The following is a 25564-nucleotide window of genomic DNA, read 5'->3' as shown; positions in this document are numbered from 1 at the left end:
ATTTACTATAAGGAAAAAATCAGAAAAGGATGAAACGTATGAAAAGTTTGATTAGTATTATAGCATTTTGTTGCGGTTCTTGGATGACAATTTATTTGTATGGTCTACATGCTGAGGATTCAGTAAAATATAATGCTGCCTTTATAATCTTTCCTGTAATATTATTTTTTGTATTTTTCTATTGTATTTATCTAGAAATCAAAAAATTAGAAATTAAAAATAAAGAAAGGGGTCATACCAACTAAAAGCTCAAAACATACGCCAAGGCATTGTACAAAAAATGAGGACTTGCAGAATATTGAACAATCTTTAATACTCTTTAAAATGTCCAATAGCCCATACCAGAATAAATGTACAGAAATATCTGTTTGAACTGAGTTAAATTAAGGTGGAAGATCAAAACCGTTCTGTACTTAAAATCTCTTAGATAGTAAATCCTCTAAATTTGGTCCAAATAGGTCAGATTCAGGGGTTTACTATTTTTAGGACTTTATACATTGTTATTTATATTTAGGTTTAATCGTATAAGAATGTCTTGTTGCTTTTACATAATAAATTGATGCTCTACCTGTATGTACTACTCGAAAATATTCATCAGGTTTATATTTGGTGAAAGTGTAATCACCCCATATACCTAATGAATAATCAGAAAATTCAAAAGGAGTTTTTATTATCAAAAAATTATTAATCGTGGTATTTTCCCTTATATTAATTGGATTATTAGCACTTTTTATAGGAGAAAAAATTGTTACAAAAAAGGATAAAAATATTAAATTGACTTATTCTCTATCCAAAAAAGAAGTAGATGAAAAAGGAACGCATTTTGTTTTCCAATCTAAAAATGTAGGAAAAAACAAAATACAAATACACTTTATTAGTAATTTGGAGTATGACGTTTCGATTGAAAGAAAAGATGGGGAAATAGTAAGTGGAGACGGAACACTTATAATAAATGAGTTAAGTAATGTCAAAGATGGAAGAACAGTTTATTTATCCCCGGAAAATACCTTAAAATCTTCTTTTATCGTGAAAACTAATGAATTACCTGAGGGAGAATATTTAGTAACAGTACAGTTATCAGCTGACAATATCAAAACTATTCCGGTTACAGAAGAATTTACTGTAAAGTAATATACTAGGGAATATTCAACAATATGGAACTTGATGAGGTAATAAGTCCAATTTCTCTATTTTAATTGACCGAGAAGTTGGACTTATTAATTTTGAAATTTCCTTTCCCACATTAAAATAAAATATACAAACTTTTTCATTATATTAATGTCAATGTTAGTACTAACGTTGTTTTGTTTATAAAATTGTACACATAACAAATTTATTTTGGTTTTTTTTCATAATAACAACTAAAATATTAGTTAAAAAGATTGAGGAAGGTATAAAATGGGGTTGCCATCCAATTCAGATCTAATTGGATTTGATTTCAAAGCAATCAATAATTTCAATTTTCTGCAGCCGTTTATGATGTTGAAAGATGCGCTGGAAACAATAAATGATTTTAAAGTAACCAAAATCCATCGTTAAGTGTAAAGGACATCTTCCTCGGGATCCTCTCTTCTTTTGTCCTTTTGATCGCTTATAAAGGACATCTCGCTCATACTACTTTCTTGTTTTGTCCTTTTAATCACTTATAAAGGACATCTTGCTCTGAATCCTCTCTTCTTTTGTCCTTTTGAACACTTATAAAGGACATCTTCCTCGGGAACCTCTCTTGTTTTGTCCTTTTAATCGCTTATTAAGGACATCTCGCTCATACTACTTTCTTGTTTTGTCCTTTTAATCACTTATAAAGGACATCTTGCTCATTCTCTCTTCTTTTGTTCTTTTGATTGCTTATTAAGGACAGCTTGTTCGTGTCTCTTTCTTGCTTTTTCCATTAGATTTAGTTCTCTTAATCGTGTCCTTCTCAACTCCATCCCCAACCTAACTAAAAAAACGCCAAATAGGCGTTTTCCCTCACCCTTTCCGTTTTGCCCCACTGGCATTTGGATCAATATCATTCCCGCCGTAATCTGGTAGTTGCCCAGCATGATTTTTATGGTATGTCGACCCCGCTCCTTCTTTCGAGTAGTTGGATTGGTTCTGTTGTTTCTGGTTATTTTTCATAAAAATACTCACCACCTTATGAAAAATATTTTGTTCATTATGATAATAATTATCCCCTACATAAATTGAAGACAATAAGGAATACTTTCATTGAGGCTGTTTTCGTATAGGGTATTGCTTTTCGTAATCTGTTATAAATCCTAATGTAAACCTAGTTTCGGGGCATCTTTTCTAAAAAAATTATTCGTTCTGCACTCAAATATGGTCAATAAGATTTTCTTAAATAAAAGCAACATAGCTTAAGAAAAGAGCCTTTATTGAACTCAAATAAGAAAATAGGTGATGTAATGAAGTACAATCCAGGTGAAATCGTTTATGTGATTATACGTAATCCCCATGCCCAAGATGTTGCGAATGTCCAGCAGGCAGCCGTTGTTCAAAATCCCGAAGATCCTAATCAATTAGCATTATTTTTACATGAAACATATTATCCCCTTACAGAAGAATTTGCGGTGTTTTCATCTGAAGACGAGGCAGAGCAGGCTTATCACGAAGCATTTGGATACCCGGAGGAATTCTATGGTTAAACCATTTGTTCCTCAGCTTGTATATTTAGAACCACAGGCACTCGAGTATCCACTTGGTAAAGAGCTAGTTTCTAAATTTGAATCAATGGGAATCGAAATACGGCATACAACCTCTCACAATCAAATTCGCAACCTGCCCGGAGAAAATCATTTTCAAAAATATCGAATTGCCAAGTCCACCCTTGTCATTGGACTCCGAAAAACATTGAAATTTGATACTTCCAAGCCATCAGCAGAATATGCGATTCCATTAGCAACCGGATGCATGGGCCATTGTCATTACTGCTATTTGCAAACGACAATGGGCAGCAAACCATATATTCGAACGTATGTGAATGTAGATGAAATTTTTGATGCGGCTGAGGAGTATATGAAAGAAAGAGCACCGGATATAACGCGCTTCGAAGCCTCCTGTACATCTGATATTGTAGGATTAGATCATTTAACTCACTCTTTAAAAAAGGCAATTGAGTTTTTCGGGACATCCCAATATGGCAAGCTGCGATTTGTCACAAAATTTGCTCATGTCGACCACCTTTTAGACGCGAAACATAATGGGAAAACTCGTTTTCGTTTTAGTATTAACGATGACTATATCATAAAATATTTTGAGCCAGGAACATCTAGGCTCGAGGAAAGGATTGGAGCAGCAGTAAAGGTAGCAGATGCTGATTATCCATTAGGATTTATCGTTGCACCGATTTACTTACATGATGGGTGGAAAAAGGGGTATCGAGAATTATTTGAAAAACTCGATGCTGCGTTGCCTGCCAGATCGAGAAAGGACCTAACCTTTGAAATGATACAGCATCGCTTTACAAAGCCTGCGAAGCGAGTCATCCAAGAAAATTATCCAATGACCAAACTGGAATTGGATGAATCCAAGCGAAAATGGAAATGGGGCAAGTACGGTATAGGCAAATATGTTTATACAAATGAAGAACAAGAGGATATTAAAGACACGCTAGGTGGTTATATTCGCAAGTACTTTCCGGAAGCAAAGATTGAATATTTTACTTAATTTAATAAGGGGCACCACTAACGGCCCCTTCATTCTCGTTACCATTCAACTACAGAGCTTGTTATTCGTTTGACACCACGAATTGCTGCTATTTCCTCCACTAGTTTTTGCATGGCTAAATCCTTCTTTTTCGCTTCTATCATAACATCAAAGTCTTGATTAAATTCTTTTGCCATTTTCAAAAATGGAAGTACAAATTCTAAAGAAACAAAATCTGCATGTGAGCGAAAAGCATTCTCCGCTTTTGGAGAGGAAAGATGGACTTTCGGTATCATATTACGGACTTCCCAAGTTTTAAAAATGCGCGGGAAATAATTGACCAAATCTACATTCCCCTTATTTGCCATATAATGATGATAATCTAAAATCATAGGAATGCTTTCTTTTTCACATGCTTCCAACGTTTCTTTTACATCATATGTTTTATCATCATTTTCGAGTGTCATTACTTTTTTTATTTCATCCGGTAAGCTCTTTAAATTATGATAAAAACGTTCCAATGTCACCTTTTTATCCCCGTATGCACCGCCAATATGTATATTAATATGCCCTCTGTCCAATGCATTCATCGCTCGAAGCATAGAATAGTGAAACTCCATATCTTTTACAGCATTTTGTGTTACTTCTAATTTCGGACAAGTAAAAAGAGTGAATTGGTTTGGATGAAAGCTTGGACGCATATTAAATTGATGGATCAATTGTCCAAGCTCCTCCCATTCATCTTTAAACGGGGTTATATAATCCCATAATACTTCCGGGTGGGTTGCTAAAGGAACAAGGGAACTGGACAATCGATATAGTTCTATTTCATGGGCAATATTATAATGCAATATTCGTTTAGTATGGAGTAAATTTTGCGCTGTTACTTCTTTTAGCTTTTCCATTCGCTCATTCTTTGGTAAAGCTGAATAACGAGTAAATGTTAATGACTTGGAGGGGCTAGCATTCCACAAGCCCAAAGCATTCGCCACATATCCGAATCGAATTCTCATATTACCCTCCTTGTTGCATTCTTTATTTGCTGGTAAACAGAGTAAAGTATGCCCATCCTTTTCGGAGACTATTTATAATAATAATTTATTCCTTTTTTCTAGCACTATAAAAAATCGAGCAACCATTTAGGCTGCTCGATTTTTTATTGATTATATACACATTGATTTCATTGAATCGGAGTATTTTTAGATTGTGCATTTTCAGTGGTAACTTCCTGTCGCCATATACCAATGTTATAATAAGGGAATATTGAAAAAGAGTATGGGTGTGTGAAGTGATGGAAATGAATGTCCATAATGTAGAAAAAGGGAAAAAACCTTTGTATATTGTTGTGTATGATAAGCTTTACAAAGAAATAATGAATGGCATGTTTCCAGCAGATAGCAAATTACCAACAGAACCTGAATTAGCTAAAATGCTTGGTGTTAGTAGAATGACACTAAGGCAAGCATTATCGCTTTTACAAGATGATGGCTTAGTTATGAGTATTCATGGAAAAGGAAATTTTATTACCCATTTCAAAAACAAAAACAAACCGATCGGTCTTGAGAAAATAGGAAATCCTATGTATAAGTGTCATACAGAAGAAATCGATGATGTTGAGCTGAGTTTTCGATTAGATTTAGAAAGTGATTATACGCAGCAAGTATTGAAAAGAAAGGCTACAGCTGTCGTTGCTTTCGAACGCTGGTACAAAAGTAAGGAAACGGTTGTCGGTTATTCTTTTACTTTTATGGCAATTGAAACGGTATCCGATTTAAAGCTTGATCTACAAGATGAAAATCAGCTTTTAGATATGCTTGAAACTAAAATTTATGATCTTGCACAGTCAACCTCGATTGAAATCAAACGGTCAACAGCTATCAACCCTTCCACCCAAAAAAATAAACTTCATGGCGGGCATGAATGTGATTTGTTGTTAGAAAGTGTATATATCAACGAACAATATCCAATTGTTTATAATAAGTATTATATCCCTAAGGAATATAGTCTAATAAAAATTAATGCCACTAAATAAGAGATGTGTACGAGAAATTTATAACGTACCATCTCTTTTCTCTATTTTAAAATCCTATTTGAAAACGTTTCCAAAAAATGCAATTGACAATATTATCGTTTTTGTAGTATTTTTTATACATACAAATTAGACAACTATTATACAACTATACAAATTTGTATAAACTTTTGTCTTATTTTATTAACTATAAAGAAAGCGTAAACAAAATGAAAAGTGTGAGATTCATAATCTTATAATCTACGACAAGGAGAGAAAGAAAATGAGTACAATTCACAAAGAAACACCACATATTAAACCGAATGGTGCAGAGATTTCAGAGACAATTCTATTGCCTGGCGATCCCTTACGAGCAAAATTCATTGCGGAAACATATTTAACAGATGTTATTCAATTTAATGAGGTTCGAGGTATGCTTGGATACACTGGAACTTTCAATGGAAAACGAATCTCTGTAATGGGAACTGGTATGGGAACACCTAGTATGAGCATTTATTCATGGGAGTTAATCCACGTTTTCGGCGTAAAGAATCTAATTCGAATTGGTTCAGCTGGAGCAATTCAAGATCACTTGAATTTATATGATATCGTTTTTGCAATGGGATCCTCAACCGATTCCAACTATGCACATCAATTCCATTTACCAGGACATTATTCCATTACAGCTTCTTTTGAATTGCTAGAAAAAGCAAAAAAAGTGGCAGATGAAAAAGGACAAACTGTTCATGTTGGTAGTGTTCTTTCTAGTGATATTTTTTACAATGCAGATCCGAACGCTTTGCAAAAATGGAGTGAAATGGGCATATTATGCGCAGAGATGGAATCAGCAGGTCTATATTTAAATGCTGCCCATGCAGGTGTTAATGCACTATGTATCCTTACCATTAGTGATCATATTTTTAGACAAGAACAAACAACACAGGAAGAGAGACAAACAGCATTTACAAAAATGATGGAAATTGCTTTAGAGCTTGCATAATCACATGCAGGCATTTTATTGACGAATATGAATGCGCTTTATTATAGACTTGAAATTCGCTATATATGAATAAATGTTCCAAGAAAGGAATGCGAACAAATGACTACTTTGAATACAAATTCACCTGAATATAATGTAAAAAGAGCAATCCCTGTAATTTTATTTTTCTTTGTTTTTGCTTTAATTATCGACAACTCTTTTAAACTCATTTCCGTTGAAATGGCAAAGGATCTTGGTATTTCAGCTACGATGGTTAGCTGGCAGGCAACCTTAACCGGACTTATTATTGGAATTGGTGCGGTTGTATATGCTTCTTTAGCTGACTCCATTAGTATTCGAAGTCTTTTGACGACAGGAATTATATTAATTTGCGCGGGATCTTTAATGGGGTACATTTTTCAAAATTCATTCATCCTTATTCTTATTTCACGAATTATCCAAACGGCAGGACTAGCTTCAGCTGAAACGTTATATGTTATATACGTGACAAAGCATTTACCAGCAAAGGATCAAAAGAAGTTTTTAGGATTGAGTACAAGTAGTTATTCATTATCGCTTGTAATCGGTTCTCTAACAGGTGGATTTGTTTCAACGTATCTTCATTGGACAACGTTATTTCTAATCCCATTAATTACGCTGTTGATTATTCCTTTTATCATGAAGTATTTGCCAAAGGAACAAGCAAAAAAGAGTCATGTCGATATCATTGGATTAGTTCTTATTGCGGCAATTGCAACATCCGTGATGCTGTACATTACTAATTTTAAATGGATTGATATTGTAATCTTTATTATTGCAGCACTATTATTTGCCTTATATATCAGAAAAAGCTCAAAAGCATTAATTGACATGACTTTTTTCAAAAATAAACGTTTCGTATCTATACTCGTTGTTGCATTCGTTATTTACACCGTACAATTAGGATATATTTTCATGTTCCCGTTCCTACTACAAAAAGTGTATGGCTTAAAATTGGATACGATTTCACTCTTATTAATACCAGGATATGTTACAGCAGTTATAATTGGAGCGCTTTCCGGAAAAATCGCAAAAGCCTTCTCAAGTAAACAAACTATTTCTATTGCTATAATTGCTATTTTCGTTAGTTTATTGCTTCCTGGACTATTTATAAAAAGCTCTGTTATTTTATACGTAATTTCGATGATGTTATTCTCTGCTTCCTTTGCATTTATGTATGCGCCTATGCTAGATTCCTGTGTCAGTACCATTCAAAAAGAAAAATCAGGAACTGCTGTTGGTTTTTATAATCTCGTTTTGAATGTAGCAGCATCAATTGGAATTGCTTATACAGCAGCAATGATGGATCAAATTCCATTTAGACATATATTATTCATCCTTGCCCTAATAGCCTTTTTAGCCTTATTTTTATACTGGTTATTAGTTGGCCGCTTTAGAAAAACTGAATAATAAATGATAGAACGCATGGTGAAATGAAGTATATTGCACCATGCTCTTCTGATTTTCAATTGTATGTAAATAAAATCCAGCAACCACTTTGGTTACTGGATTTTTACCGGCTTAGTTCATTTCCTGAGCATTATCTATAACTTCCTGAGGCACTTTTAATTCATTCAGTTCATTGTAATTGGAGTATGTGCCTTTCATCTCTTGCTTCATGGTCATTTTTTGACCACCCATATCCATTTCCAATTCTTGATACAAATTTAATGCAGTGATATTAAATGTCTTTTTATCGATGGAAATTTCATATTTTACATTCTTAAACTTTGTATTTTGAAGGTCATCGGCACTTTCTTTAAGTACATCCGGCATTAGCTCTTTAGCATTTTCTTTTAAAAATTGATCAAATTTCTTCCCAGATGCTTTCAGTTCTAAAATATATTGTGTATCGTTTTGTTTAAAGGAAAAGTCATCCGTGAATTGCTGTAATTGTTTAAGTTGCTCAGCAGGGTTTACCTGCTTTTCAGGAATTTGCAATAATTGCTTAGAAAGCTCTCCAGGCATTTTCATCCATTGTTTTGAATCCGGTTCAAATACGAAGAAGCCTTCTTTAGACAAATATGCCTCCACATCCATCGCTTGGTTCTGAAGGGATGACCCGACACTCATCGTTTGGCTCTGTAAGGATCCGTTCCCGCCTTTCATATCCATTTTCATTTTTTGATGCATTGTCATTGGATTGAATACCATATCAATGGATAGGTTTGAATGAATGTCCATGGTTGATTCTTGACCAGGGATATTGACTGTTTGATTACTTACCATATCAGAATGGACACTTTTTAAACCTTTGGATGCTTCTGTTGTTTTTGCAAATACCTGTGTAAGTGTAAAATTCCCCTTATTTTTGATATTAGAATCGACAGGATCAGCTTTCTGTTGACCACAAGCAGCTAAACTAAATAACAGCAAAATCGAAACAAAGCCAATTACTAATTTTTTCATAAATAGTGTATTCCCCCCTTCACGTGATCATTTATATGTACGCTTCCGATCTAAAATGGTTTCATTAAAACCCAATAATATGAAGAAAGTCTGATAACATTAATTTACCATTTTTGTTGGTGGCTGTTCCTGAATCCATTTTTCCATTATCTCCACTAAAACTACCTTAAATAGAATACATGGACATTTTTTATACGAAGAAATTATATATCTGTTATAGAACCAAAAGCCCTCGAGGATTTTTCCCGAACATTCCAGAGGACTTTTTTTAGAGAAACTATTACTAGTCAGCTTTGATATTTGTTTATATTAACGGGGGAAAAAATGAAGATTAGGGAGTTTATAACCTAAAAAAATTGTTTAACATGTTCCTAAGATTTTTGCCAGGCTGATGAAATCAGGTACTACCATATGAGAATGCTTTGCAGTCGTTCCTACAGGGTTACTATTTTTACCCCATTCAAAAGGGCGTGGTACATAAATGGTTGAGCAACCAGCTTCGAAAGCACCATCTAGATCATCCAGATGTGTCGCAACCATTAATATTTCTTCGGGTTTTCCACCGAGAAGATTAATTGCATCAACATAAATAGATGGATCAGGCTTAAACTTTTTGAACATTTCTCCGGATATGAGAAAATCCCACGGTAAGTTCCAATACTTAGCCATATCTAACAGCATTCTAAAATCTCCGTTTGAAAACGATCCAATCTTATATTTTTTATTTAATTGTAATAGTCCAGGCAGAGAATCACACCATGGTCTTAATCGATGCCAGATCATATTAAGTTGTTCGATATCTTGATTACTGATAATTGTTATTCTATATTGTTCTAAAAGCTCTATTAATTTTCGTTTATTTATTACATCAATCTTTTCCCATGTTCTCACACCTTGTGCTACCTCATTAACAGTATTAATGAATACTTCCACTCTCCAGCTATTTGCAAAAGAGCCCCAATCTAAAGTGAAACCATACTTTCTACCCAAACATTTCCCTGCTTCCACAATGGAACCATGCCAATCCATAACAGTACCTAATGTATCAAACATAATAATTTTTATTTTTGAAATGTCCATAGATACCTCCCTATATTAGTAAAGCGTTAAACTATTATGAGCCATCATTGAATAGGCTTTAAGATACAAGATTTTAAGAATAATATATGTGATTGACGACTTTATATGAGTTAACTTGATGATAAGAGCCATCGTTTTAATCAACCTTTTTTCAATACCAACAACATTTCTTTTTTTGGGGATAAAAAAAGCAACAGATCAATCTCTTGATCCATTGCCGTCAAAATAACATTCATTGTACTAGAAAACTTCCATTAAACGTTTTAGTTTTTCTTCTGTTCCGGAATTTTCAACTGGAGTATAGACACTGCATCGTAAGTCATTATTTCCTTGAACTTGTAGAGATGTTAGATTAAACACCATCTTCCCCGCCTTAGCGTGTCGAAATTCAATTAATAAATCTGGTGCGGAACTTACTTCACTTTCATTCCAAAACTGCTGAAATTCAGGATAAGCATCTTCCATTTCCGAAATAAAACTAGAATACCATTCGTCCGCAACATATTGCCCATAGTATGTACGGAAAATAGCGATAAATCCTTTTACAAAATGATCCCAGTTCACGGCCAAACTCTTTAGTTCTCTCCTCGAAAATTGCAGCTTTATTAAATTTCTCTCTGCAGGCGGTATGGTACCAAACTCTAAAAAGACATGTGCTGCCGCCTCGTTCCATCCAACTATTTGGCATCTTCTATCCGTTATGATCGTAGGACAGAATCGAAGCTCCATTAATATCTTTTTTAAAGAAGGGCTGATTATCGTTTCTTCTTCTATAGTAAGCTCCGAATTGATACTTTCTTCAAATGCTAGTGCATACAGGTATTTTTTTTCATCTTTATTCAATAATAATGCGTCCGAAATAGCATCTAATACGGATGCAGATACATGAATATCTCTTCCTTGTTCTAACCATGTGTACCATGTTGTACTCACACCAGCAATTTGTGCAACTTCCTCTCTCCTTAGACCAGGAGTTCTTCTACGTGTACCAGTTGGAAGTCCAACCATTTGAGGAGTAATTTTTGATCGCTTTGATTTCAAAAAGTTGGAAAGTGCTTGTAATCTTGTTTCTGTATTCAATTCAACCCACCTACCCTTTCCTAGTATTAATTATACTATGATAAACGACAACTTGTAATAGGATAATCATGAGTTAAAATAAAGAAAAAGGAAAAAACAGGAGGAATATTGATGAATAGAGTTGTGATTACTGGAATGGGTGTTATCTCTCCATTAGGAAATAATGTTGAATCCTTCTGGGGAAATTTATTAAGTGGCAAATCGGGAATATCCATAATTGATACCGTTGATGTCGCTAATACCAAAACAAAAATTGGGGGTATTGTGCGTAACTTCGATGCCCAAGAGAGATGGGGATCAAAAGAGGCTAGACACTTGGATCGATTTAGCCAATTTGCTCTTGCAGCAGCGGAAGAAGCAATGAGTAGTTCTCAATTAAACCTGGAAAAATTAGATCGTGAAAGATTTGGAGTATATGTTGGTTCTGGAATTGGAGGAATCCAAACTTTAATTGATAATGTAAATATTCTAAACGAAAGAGGACCTAACAGGGTAAGTCCTACTTTAGTACCAATGATGATTCCAAATGCAGCTGCTGCTCAAATTAGTATTAAATTTGGTGCACTTGGACCATCTTTGTCCCCTGTTACTGCTTGTTCAATAGGGAACACATCTATTGGTGAGGCATTCAATCTTATCCGCTTTGGTGATGCAGATGTAATGCTTGCAGGTGGGGCAGAGGCAGCTATTACGACTTTATCGATAGCAAGCTTCGGAAATGCAAAAGCTCTATCCACAAGAAATGATGATCCAACCTTAGCTAGCCGGCCATTTGATACAAATAGAGACGGTTTTGTCATGAGTGAAGGCGCAGGAATCTTAGTTCTTGAATCATTAGAACATGCCCTGCAACGAAACGCACCTATTGTATGTGAAGTTATCGGATATGGAGCGAGTTCAGATGCCTATCACATGGTGGCATCGCATCCAGAAGGAAATGGCGCTTACATGGCAATGAAAAATGCACTAAAGAAAGCGAATCTATCCCCAGAGGAAATAGACGTAATCAGCGCACATGCAACAAGTACAAAGGTAGGGGATTATTCAGAAACGCTTGCCATTAAGAGGCTATTTGGAGATAGTGCTTATAGTATTCCAGTTACGGCAAACAAATCAATGCTAGGTCACATGCTTGGCGCTTCTGGTGGTGTCGAAGCAATCGCTTTAGTCAAAAGCTTAAGCGAAGGCATTGTGCCGCCAACCATTAATTTAGATAATCCCGATCCAGATTGTGATTTAGACTATGTTCCTGAGGGAGCAAGGAAAGTTGCATTGAACATAGGATTGTCCAACTCTTTTGGATTTGGTGGGCATAACTCGGCTATTGTCCTGAAAAAATATGAATAAGCTAAGACACAGGGTCCGGTCCGTAGTCTAACTCCAATAAAACAAATACAGAGGGACAACATATCCCCCACTGTCCCTCTATCTCTTTTTTTTGCCGAGGAGTTTAGTACTTAAAGAAGCAACGCCTAATGCTATAAATGCAACAATTATGCTTGGAATAATGTTCATATTACCAAATTCTACAGTGGATGATAATGTTGTAGTGCCATCCCATTGTATACTTGGAGTATAAACCAATGTCAGCAACATCCCAGAAAAAATTTGCATCATCATAAATACTAAAACAAACACTCCAAAAAATAGTATAAATTTTTTCATGTGCTTCCCTCCTCCTAACAACGAGTAAGTTTTCATTCGGAAAAAGATTCAGCATAAAAGGTCATACCAAAAATTTTAAGTTTATAGCTTTAATTCCATCCGACTATACCTATTATTCATTCCCATTGATTTATATAAATGCACCGCAGCCTCATTACATTCATAAACATCTAATTCTACCGATTCAACACCATTCTGTTTTGCATAATCCATAATATATTCAAAAACAATTTTACCAATACCTTTCCCTCTCCTATCCTTTCTTATAGAAATCTCATTTACATAAAGAAAGGATCTATTATTAAAAATGGACTTTTTTTCTACATTCTCTGTGTTTAAAACGGAATAACCAATTATTTCTTTTGTATTTAGATCTTCCACCACAATAATTTTTGATTTCTTTGCCTCGAAATATTGCTTAACATCTTTTTGATCATATAAATTCGCAAAAATAAATACATCCGGTCTCAATTCAACATGATGATCATCCAGTTGTCTTCTTAGATTGATAATATCTTGAATATCCTCTTCTCTTGCATCACGTATTTTTATATTCATGGATTGACTCCTCTTTATATGTTTAAAATAAATATAAACTTTAATAATCCTTTCCTTCTTCCGATAGAAAACGTACAGTATCTATATCGCCTCCACCCCTTCCAAACCCATTACCGTTTGCAGAGCCTTGAATGCGTATCTTTTTGCCATTATTATCAAACGATTTCCAACCAAAATATATGGATGACTGTGGAAAGAAGTTAGCAAAAAGTAAATCAGGCTGCTCTTCAGCTGCTACTTTATAAAAAGAGTTCATCACAGCAATCCAGTCTTTTGGTAGTTTCGTATAACCATAGGATTTTTCCGAAACAGAAACTCCTTTCCTCATTTGAATTTTCGGGCTATAGTACTCTGTTCCTTCTATGATATGATAGTCGCTATCCCTCATTAAATAGAACTGAATGTAACTAACTTTATTACCAGGGTGGAGATTCCAAATAAAACGATAAGTTGATGGATCCTTCTCATTTATCTTCCATAAAAACGGTTCCCCCATTGTATTTATAGCGGTTTGCTCCCATTTATGCTTATTCCAAATCCAGCAGCTAAATCCATATTGGTTTTCATTTGTAATAAATGGAACGTATACATGACGACTATCAATATGAACTGTACCTTGAATCGTTTGAATAGTAGGTATAGGAAAAGATCGGTTCAGTTCTTTTATTAATTGTTTATTTCCTGGAAACGGAGTTGGACTTGCAAAAGATCTATATAAAGTAAAAAAATAGCCAATTATGATGAATACAACTAATACAGCAACAATTCCTATTTTCTTCACCATTACTCTCCACCCCACTTCATAATGGAATCTTTAAATTGATAGTAATATTGTTTTTTAGCTGTAGTTATTAATATCCCTTTACCATCCTTTTCGATAAAAATAATAGAGTTGAGATTACTCCCCCATTTCGAATTTACTCCAATTAATTGATAAGGAAATCGTTCCTTTTTATTCTTAGTTTTATCACTTAAATAAGTCTCCTCATACCATTGTGCTCTAGAAAAATTCTTTTGCTTCAGATTTGGTAATTGCTTTTTCAAGCTTTCTTTATCTAGTAAACTTTGCTTTCCGGAGGGGTTTGTCACAATGATAGATGCGTGATTAATATTTGCAATATAAGTGGATGGTTCGCTAGGAGGATATATTAAGTATTGAATGGGCATCTCCACGATTGTCATTACTAAAAAAATTAAATTAGCAAAAAAACCAAGCCAAGCAAATCGACGATATTTCTGCCAACTATCCTGATCCCGTCTAGTCAATAGAAACAAGATCCATACACCCAGTGGTAGAATTGGAATCCTCAAGATTGTTCCCAGCCCATTTATACTAATAGTAAAAGAAAACAAACCAACGAGTAGAACAAGAAGCATCTTCCAAACTTTAGGCTTCTCGGGAAGTTTTTTATAAATACGGATAACAAAAAATGCTATTAATAACCAAGTAAACGTCACTAATAGGGAGTTAACAATATTTATCGACGCAAAGAAATTTACAGCAATCATCAGAACACCTCTTTTTTTGACTATGTAATGTACGTATTATTGAGGAAAAATGTTTCATTTCAAAGAACAAATGCGCAAGTGCCGTAGCTCTAGCGTACGAATTTCGTAGTCTTCGACTGAGATAAAGGAAACACAGAGAGGTAGTTCACGAGCTATTGAAAATTGAACTACCATTTTCACCAAGTAAAATTTGAAGTTTAATTTTACCTGATGTTGACTTATCGTAGGGTGGAGACGGAGAAATCCGCTAGCCGATAGGCGCTATTGAAATTGTAGTGCAAATTTCACCTGAAGCTAGACGTAGACAACTTTTCAAAAAAGTTATCCACAGGGTTAAAATTTTTTATTTCCTAAACGATGAAAAAGAGGATGGGAACACCATCCTCTTCCGTCTATTTTGTTGGAGAATATCCAGTAACATCCTAATCCATTCCTAGATTCAATTAACCGTTTATTTTTCCTCAAAGTGGGTCATTTGTTTCTGTTTTCTTAGTAAGATAATATAGTATAAAATATAATAAGCAAACATGATTAACATGAGACCGGATGTCCAGGTGTTGCCTACGGAGTAACCGATATTTTGAAAATCATTTGGCTGTCCTTGTTGTACCTTAACAAGTGTTCCACTTGTGAATATCCCGTAAAATCTATAAATAAATCGAGCAAGGAATAGAAAAGTAACAATGCTCCCAATCCAAATATTAGGACGGTAATATAGACGACCTTCTCTTCGCTCAAAACTAGTTATGGATGAACCATAATAAGCAAGAACTATTCCTAAAGCAATTCCGACAATGTCAGAAATAAAGCTGATTGGATGGATAATCCCTTCTGCAAAAAATATTAACCCAATAATAAAAAATAAAACCATTCTAAATAACATTTTCCTCTGATTCAAATGTTGCCACCCAATATTTCGACGGACACGCCTATAGAGAATCCATAAAATTAAAGCAATAATAACTATAATATTGTAAGAATGCTGATTCATTGTAACCTCCATTTTAAACTAATAATTCAGTTGTTATAATCTTACCTTGAAAACCTCCTGGAATCATCTATCTTAAGGTAGAATGTTTTATAAAAAATCTCTATCGGAGGATAGAGATGCATGGATGATTTCGATGTCACATATTAGGTTAGGTTAATTTATAAAATTTTAAGGCGCGGGTAATAGTTTTCTTAATACAGGCTCCTCTGATTCATATTCGTTTTTATACTGTCCAAAACTTCCTTCACGTAAAACTTCAAATCCAAATTTTTGATAAAGTCCAATTGATACGGGATAGACTTATCAAGCACTGTATACATCCTTTTGTTATTTTTTCTGAGTAACAATCTATTTTTTATATTTTTTTAATTGCTTCTATAATTACATCCGGTCTATCAATATGTACAGAATGACTGGATCCTTCAGCAATCACCAATTCACTATTATTTATAAGTTTTTCCTGTCCTAATATAAGTTCATGCCATGTTTCTTCAAATAACCTCATTTCCCACTCTGGTAATCCATCCTGAACCCCTAATTGAATGTTGTATTCAGGATCCCTTCCAATGATGGTTAAGGGTTTATTAGGAAAGTCTCCTAGATTTTTAATGATGTCCGCATCATTTTTCCAATTAGAAATCTCGGAATACATTGCCTTATACAAATTAGGATTTGTCAGAAAATCCATCAAGCGTTGTTGAATATGTACGGGGAACAGCTTTTGTTTTTCCGTAAGACCAGGGTTAATCGTCTCTCTTAATTCTTCCTGGTTCATTTTGGAATACAAAAGACACTTCTCCATCCACTTCTCATCCGAATCCTCATTTAAAACAGGTAAATCTAATTCGTCTAAGATCTTTAAATCAACGGATGTAGAATCGACTAAAACAATCCCTTTAACATATTCAGGATGTAATTTAACAAAATGTTGTACACATAATCCACCATATGAATGGCCAACCAAAATTACTGGTTCATTTATGTTAAGAATTTCGATTAGTTCCTTTGTTTCATTTACTACCGCTTCTGTATTTCGTACTTCATTGTCAATTTCACTTTCACCAAGCCCGGGTCTATGAAACATACAAACTCTATTTGTTCTACTTAAATTATCCGTAATCTCATGCCATTCATCAAATGAACAGCCCATACCAGTAAGAATGATAATAGGTGTTCCACTATGTCCCTTTTGTTGAATCTCTATACTGTTTTTGTTTATAGTTAAAAAGGTATTAATTTTGGGTCACCCCTATGTATTTACTTATTCTATCTCATCTTTCATTCGTAGCTATCGCAACTCTATGAGATATATCTCCTTCTAATACGATTCTAGTATTTCCCTTTTCCAGCTCCACTATCGTCAGACTAGTGTCATGGATAAATGGTGGTTCCCAAAATTTTTCTAGTGGAAGATTTTTAAAAATCATAAATAAACATTTAATAACAACCGTATGTGTAACGATTAAAATATTCCCTGAAGTATGTTCCCTTTGAATACGGTTCAATACTTTCAAAGCCCTTTCTTTTACATCTAAAAATCCTTCCCCAACTAATGGATTATATTGATGAGGGACATTCCAAAAGGAGTTGAATTCAGTTGGATAGTTTTCTTTAATATTATCTTTTGTCATCCCTTCCCACTCTCCAAGAAATATTTCCTTTAAATGATCATCATAAATAATAGGAATGCTTCTATCACCACAAATATTTTTCGTTGTTGCAACCGTTCTTCCGCTGGGGCTGGAATATACAGCGGAAAAAGATGTATCTTTAAGTCGTTCTCCCAAATCTATAGCATTTTTTATCCCGTTCTCTGTTAAGTTTGAATCCTTCCATCCTTGCATTCTATTTTGCGTATTCCATTCTGTTTCCCCGTGTCTTGTAATATAGAGTGTAATCATTATGCTACCTCGCCTTAAGAAATTTATTTAACATATTTAAGTAACTCTTATAAATCACCAAACATCTCTGATAATCCGAAAAGATTTTCCGCTAGCCATGTCATCTCATTTTGAAATTGAACCTCTTGATATCTTTCTTGATTTAATTGAGGTGTTACCCACCAAGTACTTTCTAAATACCACAATAGTTGAAGGCAACGAACCAAAGTTCCGCTCTTAAGCTTTCGTTTCGTTCGATATCCATCCATGAACGCAATAGCGGACTTTACATGAAATTGTTGTTCCTTCAATGCCCCTGACATAATCGCCCTTGCAATGTCTAATTCAGGATAATCAAATGCACAACGGTCAAAATCGAGAATGGCTGATAGTTGATTACCAGCAAATAATAAATTGTCTACCCATAAGTCTCTATGTGCCCATCCAGTATCACATGAATTAAGCGTGTCTATATCAAATTGTTCTGCTGCTTTGATTTGTGACTCTACTAAACTCAGAAGTTGATTGTTTCCTTGAACATTTTGATATAGTAAATTCCAATGTTCTAATCGCTGTTCACGACTTGGAGGTACGAATTTTGGAGTATTGATTACATCGTAAGTACCATCATTAAAGACATTGTGCATTTGCCCTGTATTTCTACCTAAGTTATACATTTGCATTTCATTTAACGTCCCAGGTAAAAGATTTTCTCCAGCCATATGCTCCATCATAATAAACCTCTCACCTAGAAGTGTAGTATGTATGACGTTCCCATTAAGTGCTAGGATTTTCGGGCATGGGGTTCCATTTTCGTACTGCCTCAATTGTTCACGAATGGCAATATCTTGTTCTAAAGACACTTTTTTTATATCATACTTCTTATAACGTTCTTCGTTAAACTGTTTAATTACAAATATCCCTTCTTCGGACTCTACTTTCCATTTGAGATTTAGTAAGCCTAAATTTAGTTTTGAAGGATTATATATTTGCAGGCCAAATATATTTTCTACTGCTTCTTTTATGTCTACATATACACTTTCGGGTGTTTTCATTATGGTTTCTATCACATATCTCTCCCAACATTGTTATAAGGAAGATAATACTCCTCTTTCATTACCAGCCTTCAGAAAAAATTTTTTCTTAAACACCTTTAACATCTATTACTTCAAAGCGCTCACAAACAAGTAACAAATCTTCACTGAATTCTTTCCCTATTTTCTTCAATTCATATTGAAAGAATTTTTCATGCTCATCCTTCCAATATCGATATGTTCGATCTCCTTCTCCTTCGGCAATAGCAAAATCCACCGGTACTTCATTCATTGGTAGAATCTTGACATCAATGGTTTTTATAATGGCAACGGGTTTCTCATCACTGTTTAAAATAATGCTATAATCATCCGTAGTAGGTAATGGCTCACCTTCAAGCTCATAAAAAATGTGCGCAGAGCAGGTTGCCGTTTTTATCCCATCGATAACTAATTGGGCAAGATAATCTGGATTGGATCCAAATTGCCACGCACTAACCGATTGAGGCTTATCTTTATTTCCCCAAAATTCATTCCAATAAATTTGTGCTTCACTATTCATAGTGTTATCCACCTTTTAAAAAAATTCATTTCTTCCACTTTTAAAAAATTCGGTAATACACAACATAATTCCTCCCAGATTACTTCATTTCAAGAAATACATAAGGAAAAGGAACGACATTTGTACAATGCCGAATGGAAACGTTAATTTCAAATTCTAGTATTATTAAGGTTGTGTTACAATCCTTATATATAACCAAGATCCGAAAGGAAGCACTCCATTGTTTGAGACATTACTTTTAAATTTTTTATTTTTATTGATACCAGTTTTAATTTTTCTTATTTTCTTTGAACATCGACCACATTCTTATAATAAAATCGTGCTAATTTTGTTACCAGCGTTGACAATGATTCTATGTATCACCATGCCTATTAAATTATCCCTTGGATTTATTATTGATTTACGGTACATTCCATTTATTATTGTGGCACTTTATGGGGGATATAAATATGTTTTTCCTCTTTATATCGTATTAAATATTTATCGATTCTACATTGGTGGAGAAGGAACACTGAATTCCCTGATTTTTTCAAGTGTTGCCTTTCTTGTAATTCCATTATTACACCGCAAATTTGTGAAATTGAATTCTAACAGTCGAGTGATTTGTGCAGGGTTTATATGTTTTTTAAATTCGGCTCTTTACTTGATCTCATTAAGTACATTTTATGAAGAACTAGATCGCAAGTTCTGGTATATTACTTTTTCAACATTAACGACCACTGTAGGAGCAATACTAGTCATTACCGTCTTAATTGAAAAAATTATCATCAATATGAAAAATCGTGAGCTATTTGTACAATCGGAGAGATTAAATGTTGTGAGTGAATTATCGGCTAGCGTTTCTCATGAAATTAGAAATCCGCTTACGGTTACGAGCGGTTTTTTACAGCTTTTAAAAAAATCAAAAACCATCACACAGGAAGAAAGGAGGTATATTGAATTATCTTTACAAGAATTACATCGAGCAGAGAAAATCGTGAGTGATTATCTTTCCTTTGCAAAGCCTCAATCCGAAAATATGGTCTATTCCAATTTCTTTGCTGAAACTGAATATGCAAAAAATCTACTCATTCCTTATGCTAGCATGCACAAAGTAGATGTCCAATTTCATTTTCATAACACGCTAAATACAAGATATGACCAAAATCAAATCCAGCAATGTTTAATAAATTTATATAAAAATGGTATTGAAGCGATGAAGGACTCCGATGGCGGTATTTTACTGATTGATGTCTCAGAAAAAAAGCAGCATATCATCATCAAAATTAAAGATACTGGAATCGGCATGACTCGAGAGCAAATTTCTCGTTTAGGCAAGCCCTATTACTCTACTAAGGAAAAAGGAACAGGGCTCGGTATGCTTATGGTGTACAGCACCATCAATAAAGTAAAGGGAACTATTGAAATCAATAGTCATATTGGAAAAGGAACGACCTTTCTATTAAAAATTCCCGTCCAACCTTGAAAACTGTAGAAAGTCTACTTGCTTGAATGTCTACTGGCCCAAGACATTGCTCGCCACACCATCGAAATGAATGGGCTAAAATGATGATTAATCATGACAACCACAATCTCTTCCATTAGTGGGATAAGGGACAATCTATTCCCTTATCCCTACTCTTTTTTAATAAATTTCACATACGGCTTGGAGCTGGTATCCCAAGAACCGAAAGTGCTTCAGCGATTGTTTTCTTGAATTTCAAGGTGAGCCAAAGTCTAAAATTTTTCTTGTCGTTATCAGCTTTAATTATTGGACAAACAACATAAAAGTTGTTGAATAATGTTGCCAGCTCATAAGCGTAATTACATATCATATTTGGAGATAGTTCATTACAGGCTGTATAAAGGGTATCCTGCCAAATTGCAATATGTCTCAGTAATGCGTATTCAGGTTTTTCCATTTGATTTATCGTGGCCGGTACTTTTGGCTTCATATTTAATTCATCCTCAGCTTTATTCAAGATGCTAACTGCACGGGCATGAGAATACATTAAATATACACCAGTATTTCCGGTTACTTCTGTCGCCTGTTGGATATCAAAAACGACCTCGGTTAATAAGCTAAATCGAAGTAGGTAGTAACGAATAGCTGCTGCTGCAATCATTCTGCTAGGCAAACCATTCTTATCTGAACGTTTCTTCTCAATTATCTCTTCCATCAGATCCAGTAAATCGGATATTTTGATCCCAATTCCCTGTCTTCCGGACATTGCGTACGACGATTTGCCATCTGTAGTATCTATTCCAAGTTCCTCTGCAGCCCCTGGACTTAATGAAACTACTCCATAACTGACATGACGAAGCTTCTCCGCTTGTTTGCTATATCCTAAGTTTTCAAGTGCTTGCTTTACCATTGTTTGCGGATATTCTTGTCTGTGATCAATGACATTTATTACGATATCCGCTTGACCAAATGGTGTATGGATTCCTTTCCGATTCGTCGTCCAAAGCCCTTCTGAAAAGCGTTTGTATTGGAAGTCCTTTTCTAGTAAGCCAAATTTCCATAGATGATAAGCAATATCTTTAGCTGTATAGGTCAATATACCGTTTGAACGGACTAACACTTTATCCATACTATGATCTGATTCTGTATTGTCTACATCTGATGAAGGTTGTTTTAATACCCAACACCCTTTTAATTTGCCGGAAGTTTCTTGATAAAATTGCGAAGTTTCGTTTAGTAAGCTAAAAGCTGATTCCCAAAATCCTTCCCTAACAATATTGCTTTCCCATACCAGCAAATCATAGACAATGCCAAATTCATTCATTTCTTCAAGATGTTCATGGACAATCCCTTCAGCTACTAGTAGCCCTATCCAAGATAAGTTCTCGTTCCCTGTCTCCAACGAATGAAGTACATTTATCCTTTGTTCAAGTAATTTTGGGTTTTGTTTGTATTCTTTATTCACTTTAGAATAAATATCCCAGCAATAATCGCCAAAACGTGATTGCTCATTTTTATGAGAAATATTCAATAAACCAACAACCGTGTCAGCAAGCTGATTTCCCAAGTCATCAATATAATTATGCACTTCCACATTATATCCAGCTCTTTTTAAGAGTCTCACGAGGGAATCGCCAATACAAGCGTTTCTTAGGTGACCAATATGTGCAGATTTGTTAGGATTGATGGATGTATGCTCTAATACTACCTTTTCTCCATTACTAGGTGGTAAAGTAAATTCTCTCTTAGCCCATTCGCTCCAATCGATATACATATTAATAAATCCTGGAGAGGCAATTTCGATTTTTCGAACCAAATTATCTATGAAACCGTCTTGTTCCAGTTTGATTTTCAATATGTTCGCAATTTGTATTGGTGGCTTGCGAAAGACTTTGGCAAGCTGCATAGCAACATTCGTAGAATAGTCACCATGCTCTAAATGAGCTGGCTGCTCGACACTAATTTTTAAGTCATCGTTACTGCTAAGACCCTTTTCATCCAAAAGATCCTTCACAGTTTTTTCGATACTGCTTGTAATCAACTGGCTTATCACTTTAAAAAACCTCCTTTAAAAAAATTAAAGCCTTCGTCTCTAAAAAAGAGACGAAGGCTTTTGCATTCGCGGTACCACTCTTGTTGTTAAACATACATTTAACCACTCAAAAGATAACGGTCTTAGCCGTGACTTCCTACTAACCATTCAGAAATCATTCTTATGGGTCCGTTTCACTGTTAACACTGTACCGGCTCCCACCATTCCGGCTCGCTTTGACGTTCTTCAACAGTTACTCTCCCAATCCTCGAATATAAAATATATTGAAAACATTATATCCGATTCCATAAAAAAGTCAAACTTTAAAATTTAGACAGAAAAATTAGCTTCCTTTGAACTTAATTTAAAGAAGACAAAACTAATTATTCATTGTGAGACTATTATCCTTATAAAGCTGCTTAGTCTCTTGTAAAAAAACGTTCTCTACAACTTTCACAGATGCATCTCCATTATCCCAATCACAATACGTTTGATAAAATTTCTCATAACGATCCTTATATTTTTCTATTACATTCTCAATATTCATCACTGCATCAATAACCTGTTCTGAAGTATATAGCAGTGGACCAGGGACATCAGTTTCAATATTAATATAAAACCCTCTTAATGTATCCCGGTATTTTTCAAGATCATATGTATAGAATAAAATTGGTCTTTTTAAATTTGCATAGTCAAAAAAGACAGAAGAGTAGTCAGTGATTAATATATCGGATATTAAATAGAGCTCTGCAATATCATCGTATTTCGATAAGTTATATGCAAATCCTTCCGCTCCTGTAGTTTCAATATTATCTGCGATGAAATAATGCATTCGCAACAGGATAACATATTGATCTCCCAGTTTTTCTTTCATTTCTTGGAGATTTAGCTGCAAATTAAATTTATATTTACCTGGTTCATAAAATTCGTCATCTCGCCAAGTCGGAGCATATAATACAACTTTCTTATCCGATGGAATACCTAATTTTCGCTTTATATTGTTAGCTATAGAATCCCGGTCTTTGTGATACAAAATGTCATTTCTAGGATAGCCAAATTCCAAAACGGTCTTATCAAATTTGAATGCCCTCTTAAAGATATCGGTAGAGTATTGATTTGGTGAAATAAGATAATCCCATCTTCTAGATTGTTCATAGAAATGCTTTTTATAATTGGGATTAGCAGAGTATATATCATTCATATCAAAGACTAGCTTTTTTAATGGAGTGCCATGCCATGTTTGAAGATATATATTACCCTCTCTTTTCTTTAAATGAAGCGGCAATCTTGAGTTACTAACCCAATATTTCGCAGTTGCCAAATAATAATAATAAGATAAACTAAAACGTTTAATTTGTTTTGGGTTCCCTGGAATATCTTTGACCTTTCGATTAAATATCCATACATACTCAAAATCCAAGTTTTCATTATTCATGTATTCATATATGTATTTAGGACTATCCGAGTAATTCTTTCCTAAGAAGCTTTCAAAAACAATCGTTTTTTCTCTCATCGGCATTTTTAACAAAATGGAATTATAAATAAATAAGCGCATTTTAGTTCTTCCACTAATTGCACGCTTTAAATTCCTAGCAATATGATGAAATGATAATAATTTCGAAAATTTTTCTTTCTTCTCATTTGCTAATAATTTTATTTCCCTCTTCACAACAATGTTCGTATTTTTTATATTTTTTTGGGAAATCTTTTTTGCAGAATCAGATAATAAATCAAAATAGTTATCAATATTGCTTTTATTAGCAAATAACATGACAATATTTTTTCGATAAATATTTAGAAATTTCCGATCTAAGAATTTATCAATTAGCGAATTTTCCTCTTCCTTGTCCTTTAAATCATTATATACAGAAATAAAATCTAATAATTTTTGTTCTCTACTAGATTGCATTAATGCCGGATTTGAAATTGGGTCATTTCTTAGTCTTTTGAAATACAAGCTATCATTCACATATGGTATTTCATCTATCAATTTTAATATAGCATTAATAACTGGTAATTCTGAGTAGCAATTTACATTTTCACTGAAAAGAAAATTGTTTGATATAAAAAATTCTTTTGAGATTAAATGATGAGTGATGGATATTTTTTTGAAATGTGACAGACTGTTTTTGGAAATTACCCTACTCTCAATTTCATCTAATTGATATGTATCTTTTTTCTTTTTGATTTTTTTATTTCGACCGGCTATGAGACTACAGTCGTTAATATTGTCTAGGAGTTTCTCTAATGTAGAACTTTCAATATAATCATCACTATCCAAAAAGTATATATAATTGCCAGTAGATTGACTTACACCATAGTTTCTAGCAGCACCAACACCCTTTCGAAAAGGGAAAGAACTACTAATAATTCTAGTATCCTTTTTTGCGTATTCTTCTATAATGTTGGAGGAATTATCAGTAGATCCATCATTAATTACTATTATTTCTATGTTGTTATATGTCTGATCTATTACTGACTCCAAGCATTCCGGCAAAAATTCTGCTGTATTAAACACCGGAATGATTACGGATATCTTCATTTGCTTCATATCCTTTCACATTAATCGATTCAATAGTTTGAAACTTCATCTATTCAATAAATTAATAATTTCCTATAAATGTACTAACTATTATTTATGTTATACGC

Annotated in this window: 25 protein-coding genes and 1 other annotated feature; of the genes, 9 read left to right on the top strand and 16 right to left on the bottom strand. The window is 34.2% G+C overall.

Features of this window, described 5'->3' with window-relative positions:
- Positions 1-690: 690 nt before the first annotated feature.
- Both AC3WJF_RS11095 and AC3WJF_RS11090 read left to right on the top strand, forming a co-directional pair.
- Positions 691-1131 (top strand): hypothetical protein, encoded by a 441-nt coding sequence (locus AC3WJF_RS11095; RefSeq protein WP_492452097.1) that lies wholly within the window; start codon positions 691-693, stop codon positions 1129-1131.
- 267 nt (positions 1132-1398) lie between these two features.
- The gene (locus AC3WJF_RS11090) at positions 1399-1539 is read left to right on the top strand and encodes a hypothetical protein (protein ID WP_492452095.1); all 141 of its coding nucleotides are present in this window, start codon (positions 1399-1401) and stop codon (positions 1537-1539) included.
- A 432-nt stretch (positions 1540-1971) separates the two neighbouring features.
- Here the strand turns inward: AC3WJF_RS11090 and AC3WJF_RS11085 are convergent, their stop codons facing one another.
- Positions 1972-2121 (bottom strand): hypothetical protein, encoded by a 150-nt coding sequence (locus AC3WJF_RS11085; protein ID WP_492452093.1) that lies wholly within the window; start codon positions 2119-2121, stop codon positions 1972-1974.
- A 287-nt stretch (positions 2122-2408) separates the two neighbouring features.
- Between AC3WJF_RS11085 and AC3WJF_RS11080 the strand changes: the two genes are divergently transcribed.
- Together AC3WJF_RS11080 and splB are read left to right on the top strand one after the other, a co-directional pair.
- Positions 2409-2648, top strand: coding sequence for a transcriptional regulator SplA domain-containing protein (locus tag AC3WJF_RS11080; RefSeq protein WP_492452091.1), 240 nt, complete (start codon positions 2409-2411; stop codon positions 2646-2648).
- Positions 2641-3669 (top strand): spore photoproduct lyase, encoded by a 1029-nt coding sequence (splB, locus tag AC3WJF_RS11075; protein WP_492452089.1) that lies wholly within the window; start codon positions 2641-2643, stop codon positions 3667-3669. Before AC3WJF_RS11080 ends, splB begins: the two co-directional genes overlap by 8 nt.
- 38 nt (positions 3670-3707) lie before the next feature.
- On the opposite strand, the gene uvsE is transcribed toward splB, so the two are convergent.
- On the bottom strand, positions 3708-4661 hold the full coding sequence (gene uvsE, locus AC3WJF_RS11070; protein ID WP_492452087.1) for a UV DNA damage repair endonuclease UvsE: 954 nt from the start codon (positions 4659-4661) through the stop codon (positions 3708-3710).
- Between the two features lie 278 nt (positions 4662-4939).
- On the opposite strand from uvsE, the gene AC3WJF_RS11065 reads away from it, so the two are divergent.
- The 3 genes from AC3WJF_RS11065 to AC3WJF_RS11055 all read left to right on the top strand — a co-directional run bounded on the left by AC3WJF_RS11065 (position 4940) and on the right by AC3WJF_RS11055 (position 8084).
- Positions 4940-5680 carry a GntR family transcriptional regulator gene (locus AC3WJF_RS11065; RefSeq protein WP_492452085.1) on the top strand — a complete coding sequence of 247 codons (741 nt, stop codon included), beginning with the start codon at positions 4940-4942 and terminating at the stop codon, positions 5678-5680.
- A gap of 259 nt (positions 5681-5939) precedes the next feature.
- Positions 5940-6656 (top strand): purine-nucleoside phosphorylase, encoded by a 717-nt coding sequence (deoD, locus tag AC3WJF_RS11060; protein ID WP_492452083.1) that lies wholly within the window; start codon positions 5940-5942, stop codon positions 6654-6656.
- A gap of 99 nt (positions 6657-6755) precedes the next feature.
- Positions 6756-8084 (top strand): MFS transporter, encoded by a 1329-nt coding sequence (locus AC3WJF_RS11055; RefSeq protein ID WP_492452081.1) that lies wholly within the window; start codon positions 6756-6758, stop codon positions 8082-8084.
- A gap of 111 nt (positions 8085-8195) precedes the next feature.
- On the opposite strand, the gene AC3WJF_RS11050 is transcribed toward AC3WJF_RS11055, so the two are convergent.
- From AC3WJF_RS11050 to AC3WJF_RS11040, 3 genes are all read right to left on the bottom strand, one after another.
- Positions 8196-9083, bottom strand: coding sequence for a DUF6612 family protein (locus AC3WJF_RS11050; protein WP_492452079.1), 888 nt, complete (start codon positions 9081-9083; stop codon positions 8196-8198).
- Positions 9084-9443: 360 nt separating this feature from the next.
- Entirely contained in the window at positions 9444-10163 is a 720-nt protein-coding gene (locus AC3WJF_RS11045) for an HAD-IA family hydrolase (RefSeq protein ID WP_492452077.1), read from the bottom strand.
- A gap of 240 nt (positions 10164-10403) precedes the next feature.
- The gene (locus AC3WJF_RS11040) at positions 10404-11243 is read right to left on the bottom strand and encodes a helix-turn-helix transcriptional regulator (protein ID WP_492452075.1); all 840 of its coding nucleotides are present in this window, start codon (positions 11241-11243) and stop codon (positions 10404-10406) included.
- 111 nt (positions 11244-11354) lie between these two features.
- Between AC3WJF_RS11040 and fabF the strand changes: the two genes are divergently transcribed.
- The gene (fabF, locus tag AC3WJF_RS11035; protein WP_492452073.1) at positions 11355-12590 is read left to right on the top strand and encodes a beta-ketoacyl-ACP synthase II; all 1236 of its coding nucleotides are present in this window, start codon (positions 11355-11357) and stop codon (positions 12588-12590) included.
- A 78-nt stretch (positions 12591-12668) separates the two neighbouring features.
- Here the strand turns inward: fabF and AC3WJF_RS11030 are convergent, their stop codons facing one another.
- From AC3WJF_RS11030 to AC3WJF_RS10990, 9 genes are all read right to left on the bottom strand, one after another.
- Complete coding sequence (locus AC3WJF_RS11030) at positions 12669-12908, bottom strand: hypothetical protein (protein ID WP_492452071.1); 240 nt, start codon at positions 12906-12908, stop codon at positions 12669-12671.
- Positions 12909-12989: 81 nt separating this feature from the next.
- The gene (locus AC3WJF_RS11025) at positions 12990-13466 is read right to left on the bottom strand and encodes a GNAT family N-acetyltransferase (RefSeq protein WP_492452069.1); all 477 of its coding nucleotides are present in this window, start codon (positions 13464-13466) and stop codon (positions 12990-12992) included.
- Between the two features lie 40 nt (positions 13467-13506).
- The gene (locus tag AC3WJF_RS11020) at positions 13507-14250 is read right to left on the bottom strand and encodes a hypothetical protein (RefSeq protein ID WP_492452067.1); all 744 of its coding nucleotides are present in this window, start codon (positions 14248-14250) and stop codon (positions 13507-13509) included.
- Entirely contained in the window at positions 14250-14975 is a 726-nt protein-coding gene (locus AC3WJF_RS11015; protein WP_492452065.1) for a hypothetical protein, read from the bottom strand. Before AC3WJF_RS11015 ends, AC3WJF_RS11020 begins: the two co-directional genes overlap by 1 nt.
- A 451-nt stretch (positions 14976-15426) precedes the next feature.
- Positions 15427-15966 carry a CcdC protein domain-containing protein gene (locus tag AC3WJF_RS11010; RefSeq protein ID WP_492452063.1) on the bottom strand — a complete coding sequence of 180 codons (540 nt, stop codon included), beginning with the start codon at positions 15964-15966 and terminating at the stop codon, positions 15427-15429.
- Between the two features lie 355 nt (positions 15967-16321).
- A complete protein-coding gene (locus AC3WJF_RS11005) occupies positions 16322-17128 on the bottom strand; it encodes an alpha/beta fold hydrolase (protein WP_492452107.1) in 807 nt (268 codons plus the stop codon).
- 109 nt (positions 17129-17237) lie between these two features.
- Positions 17238-17867, bottom strand: a complete 630-nt coding sequence (locus tag AC3WJF_RS11000; RefSeq protein ID WP_492452061.1) for a histidine phosphatase family protein — start codon at positions 17865-17867, stop codon at positions 17238-17240.
- A 47-nt stretch (positions 17868-17914) separates the two neighbouring features.
- Positions 17915-18916: a phosphotransferase gene (locus tag AC3WJF_RS10995; RefSeq protein WP_492452060.1), complete on the bottom strand. Its 1002-nt coding sequence runs from the start codon at positions 18914-18916 to the stop codon at positions 17915-17917.
- A 73-nt stretch (positions 18917-18989) separates the two neighbouring features.
- Positions 18990-19439, bottom strand: a complete 450-nt coding sequence (locus AC3WJF_RS10990) for an ASCH domain-containing protein (RefSeq protein ID WP_492452058.1) — start codon at positions 19437-19439, stop codon at positions 18990-18992.
- 220 nt (positions 19440-19659) lie between these two features.
- Between AC3WJF_RS10990 and AC3WJF_RS10985 the strand changes: the two genes are divergently transcribed.
- Positions 19660-20904, top strand: coding sequence for an ATP-binding protein (locus AC3WJF_RS10985; RefSeq protein ID WP_492452057.1), 1245 nt, complete (start codon positions 19660-19662; stop codon positions 20902-20904).
- 169 nt (positions 20905-21073) lie between these two features.
- Here the strand turns inward: AC3WJF_RS10985 and AC3WJF_RS10980 are convergent, their stop codons facing one another.
- Positions 21074-22936 (bottom strand): arginine--tRNA ligase, encoded by a 1863-nt coding sequence (locus tag AC3WJF_RS10980; RefSeq protein WP_492452055.1) that lies wholly within the window; start codon positions 22934-22936, stop codon positions 21074-21076.
- 43 nt (positions 22937-22979) lie between these two features.
- Positions 22980-23193 (bottom strand) — a binding site (T-box leader).
- 101 nt (positions 23194-23294) lie between these two features.
- Complete coding sequence (locus AC3WJF_RS10975) at positions 23295-25457, bottom strand: bifunctional glycosyltransferase/CDP-glycerol:glycerophosphate glycerophosphotransferase (RefSeq protein ID WP_492452053.1); 2163 nt, start codon at positions 25455-25457, stop codon at positions 23295-23297.
- Positions 25458-25564 lie beyond the last annotated feature (107 nt).

Source organism: Heyndrickxia sp. FW510-T9 (assembly GCF_058781025.1).
The sequence above is the reverse complement of the archived record's forward strand: the minus strand, read 5'-3'. Positions and strand labels throughout refer to the sequence as shown.

What these genes read in the sequence shown, in the direction of transcription:
- AC3WJF_RS11090 (WP_492452095.1), top strand. Translation starts at nt 1,399, where the DNA reads ATGGGGTTGCCATCCAATTCAGATCTAATTGGATTTGATTTCAAAGCA.
- AC3WJF_RS11085 (WP_492452093.1), bottom strand. Translation starts at nt 2,121, where the DNA reads ATGAAAAATAACCAGAAACAACAGAACCAATCCAACTACTCGAAAGAA.
- AC3WJF_RS11080 (WP_492452091.1), top strand. Translation starts at nt 2,409, where the DNA reads ATGAAGTACAATCCAGGTGAAATCGTTTATGTGATTATACGTAATCCC.
- splB (WP_492452089.1), top strand. Translation starts at nt 2,641, where the DNA reads ATGGTTAAACCATTTGTTCCTCAGCTTGTATATTTAGAACCACAGGCA.
- uvsE (WP_492452087.1), bottom strand. Translation starts at nt 4,661, where the DNA reads ATGAGAATTCGATTCGGATATGTGGCGAATGCTTTGGGCTTGTGGAAT.
- AC3WJF_RS11065 (WP_492452085.1), top strand. Translation starts at nt 4,940, where the DNA reads ATGGAAATGAATGTCCATAATGTAGAAAAAGGGAAAAAACCTTTGTAT.
- deoD (WP_492452083.1), top strand. Translation starts at nt 5,940, where the DNA reads ATGAGTACAATTCACAAAGAAACACCACATATTAAACCGAATGGTGCA.
- AC3WJF_RS11055 (WP_492452081.1), top strand. Translation starts at nt 6,756, where the DNA reads ATGACTACTTTGAATACAAATTCACCTGAATATAATGTAAAAAGAGCA.
- AC3WJF_RS11050 (WP_492452079.1), bottom strand. Translation starts at nt 9,083, where the DNA reads ATGAAAAAATTAGTAATTGGCTTTGTTTCGATTTTGCTGTTATTTAGT.
- AC3WJF_RS11045 (WP_492452077.1), bottom strand. Translation starts at nt 10,163, where the DNA reads ATGGACATTTCAAAAATAAAAATTATTATGTTTGATACATTAGGTACT.
- fabF (WP_492452073.1), top strand. Translation starts at nt 11,355, where the DNA reads ATGAATAGAGTTGTGATTACTGGAATGGGTGTTATCTCTCCATTAGGA.
- AC3WJF_RS11030 (WP_492452071.1), bottom strand. Translation starts at nt 12,908, where the DNA reads ATGAAAAAATTTATACTATTTTTTGGAGTGTTTGTTTTAGTATTTATG.
- AC3WJF_RS11025 (WP_492452069.1), bottom strand. Translation starts at nt 13,466, where the DNA reads ATGAATATAAAAATACGTGATGCAAGAGAAGAGGATATTCAAGATATT.
- AC3WJF_RS11020 (WP_492452067.1), bottom strand. Translation starts at nt 14,250, where the DNA reads ATGGTGAAGAAAATAGGAATTGTTGCTGTATTAGTTGTATTCATCATA.
- AC3WJF_RS11015 (WP_492452065.1), bottom strand. Translation starts at nt 14,975, where the DNA reads ATGATTGCTGTAAATTTCTTTGCGTCGATAAATATTGTTAACTCCCTA.
- AC3WJF_RS11010 (WP_492452063.1), bottom strand. Translation starts at nt 15,966, where the DNA reads ATGAATCAGCATTCTTACAATATTATAGTTATTATTGCTTTAATTTTA.
- AC3WJF_RS11000 (WP_492452061.1), bottom strand. Translation starts at nt 17,867, where the DNA reads ATGATTACACTCTATATTACAAGACACGGGGAAACAGAATGGAATACG.
- AC3WJF_RS10990 (WP_492452058.1), bottom strand. Translation starts at nt 19,439, where the DNA reads ATGAATAGTGAAGCACAAATTTATTGGAATGAATTTTGGGGAAATAAA.
- AC3WJF_RS10975 (WP_492452053.1), bottom strand. Translation starts at nt 25,457, where the DNA reads ATGAAGATATCCGTAATCATTCCGGTGTTTAATACAGCAGAATTTTTG.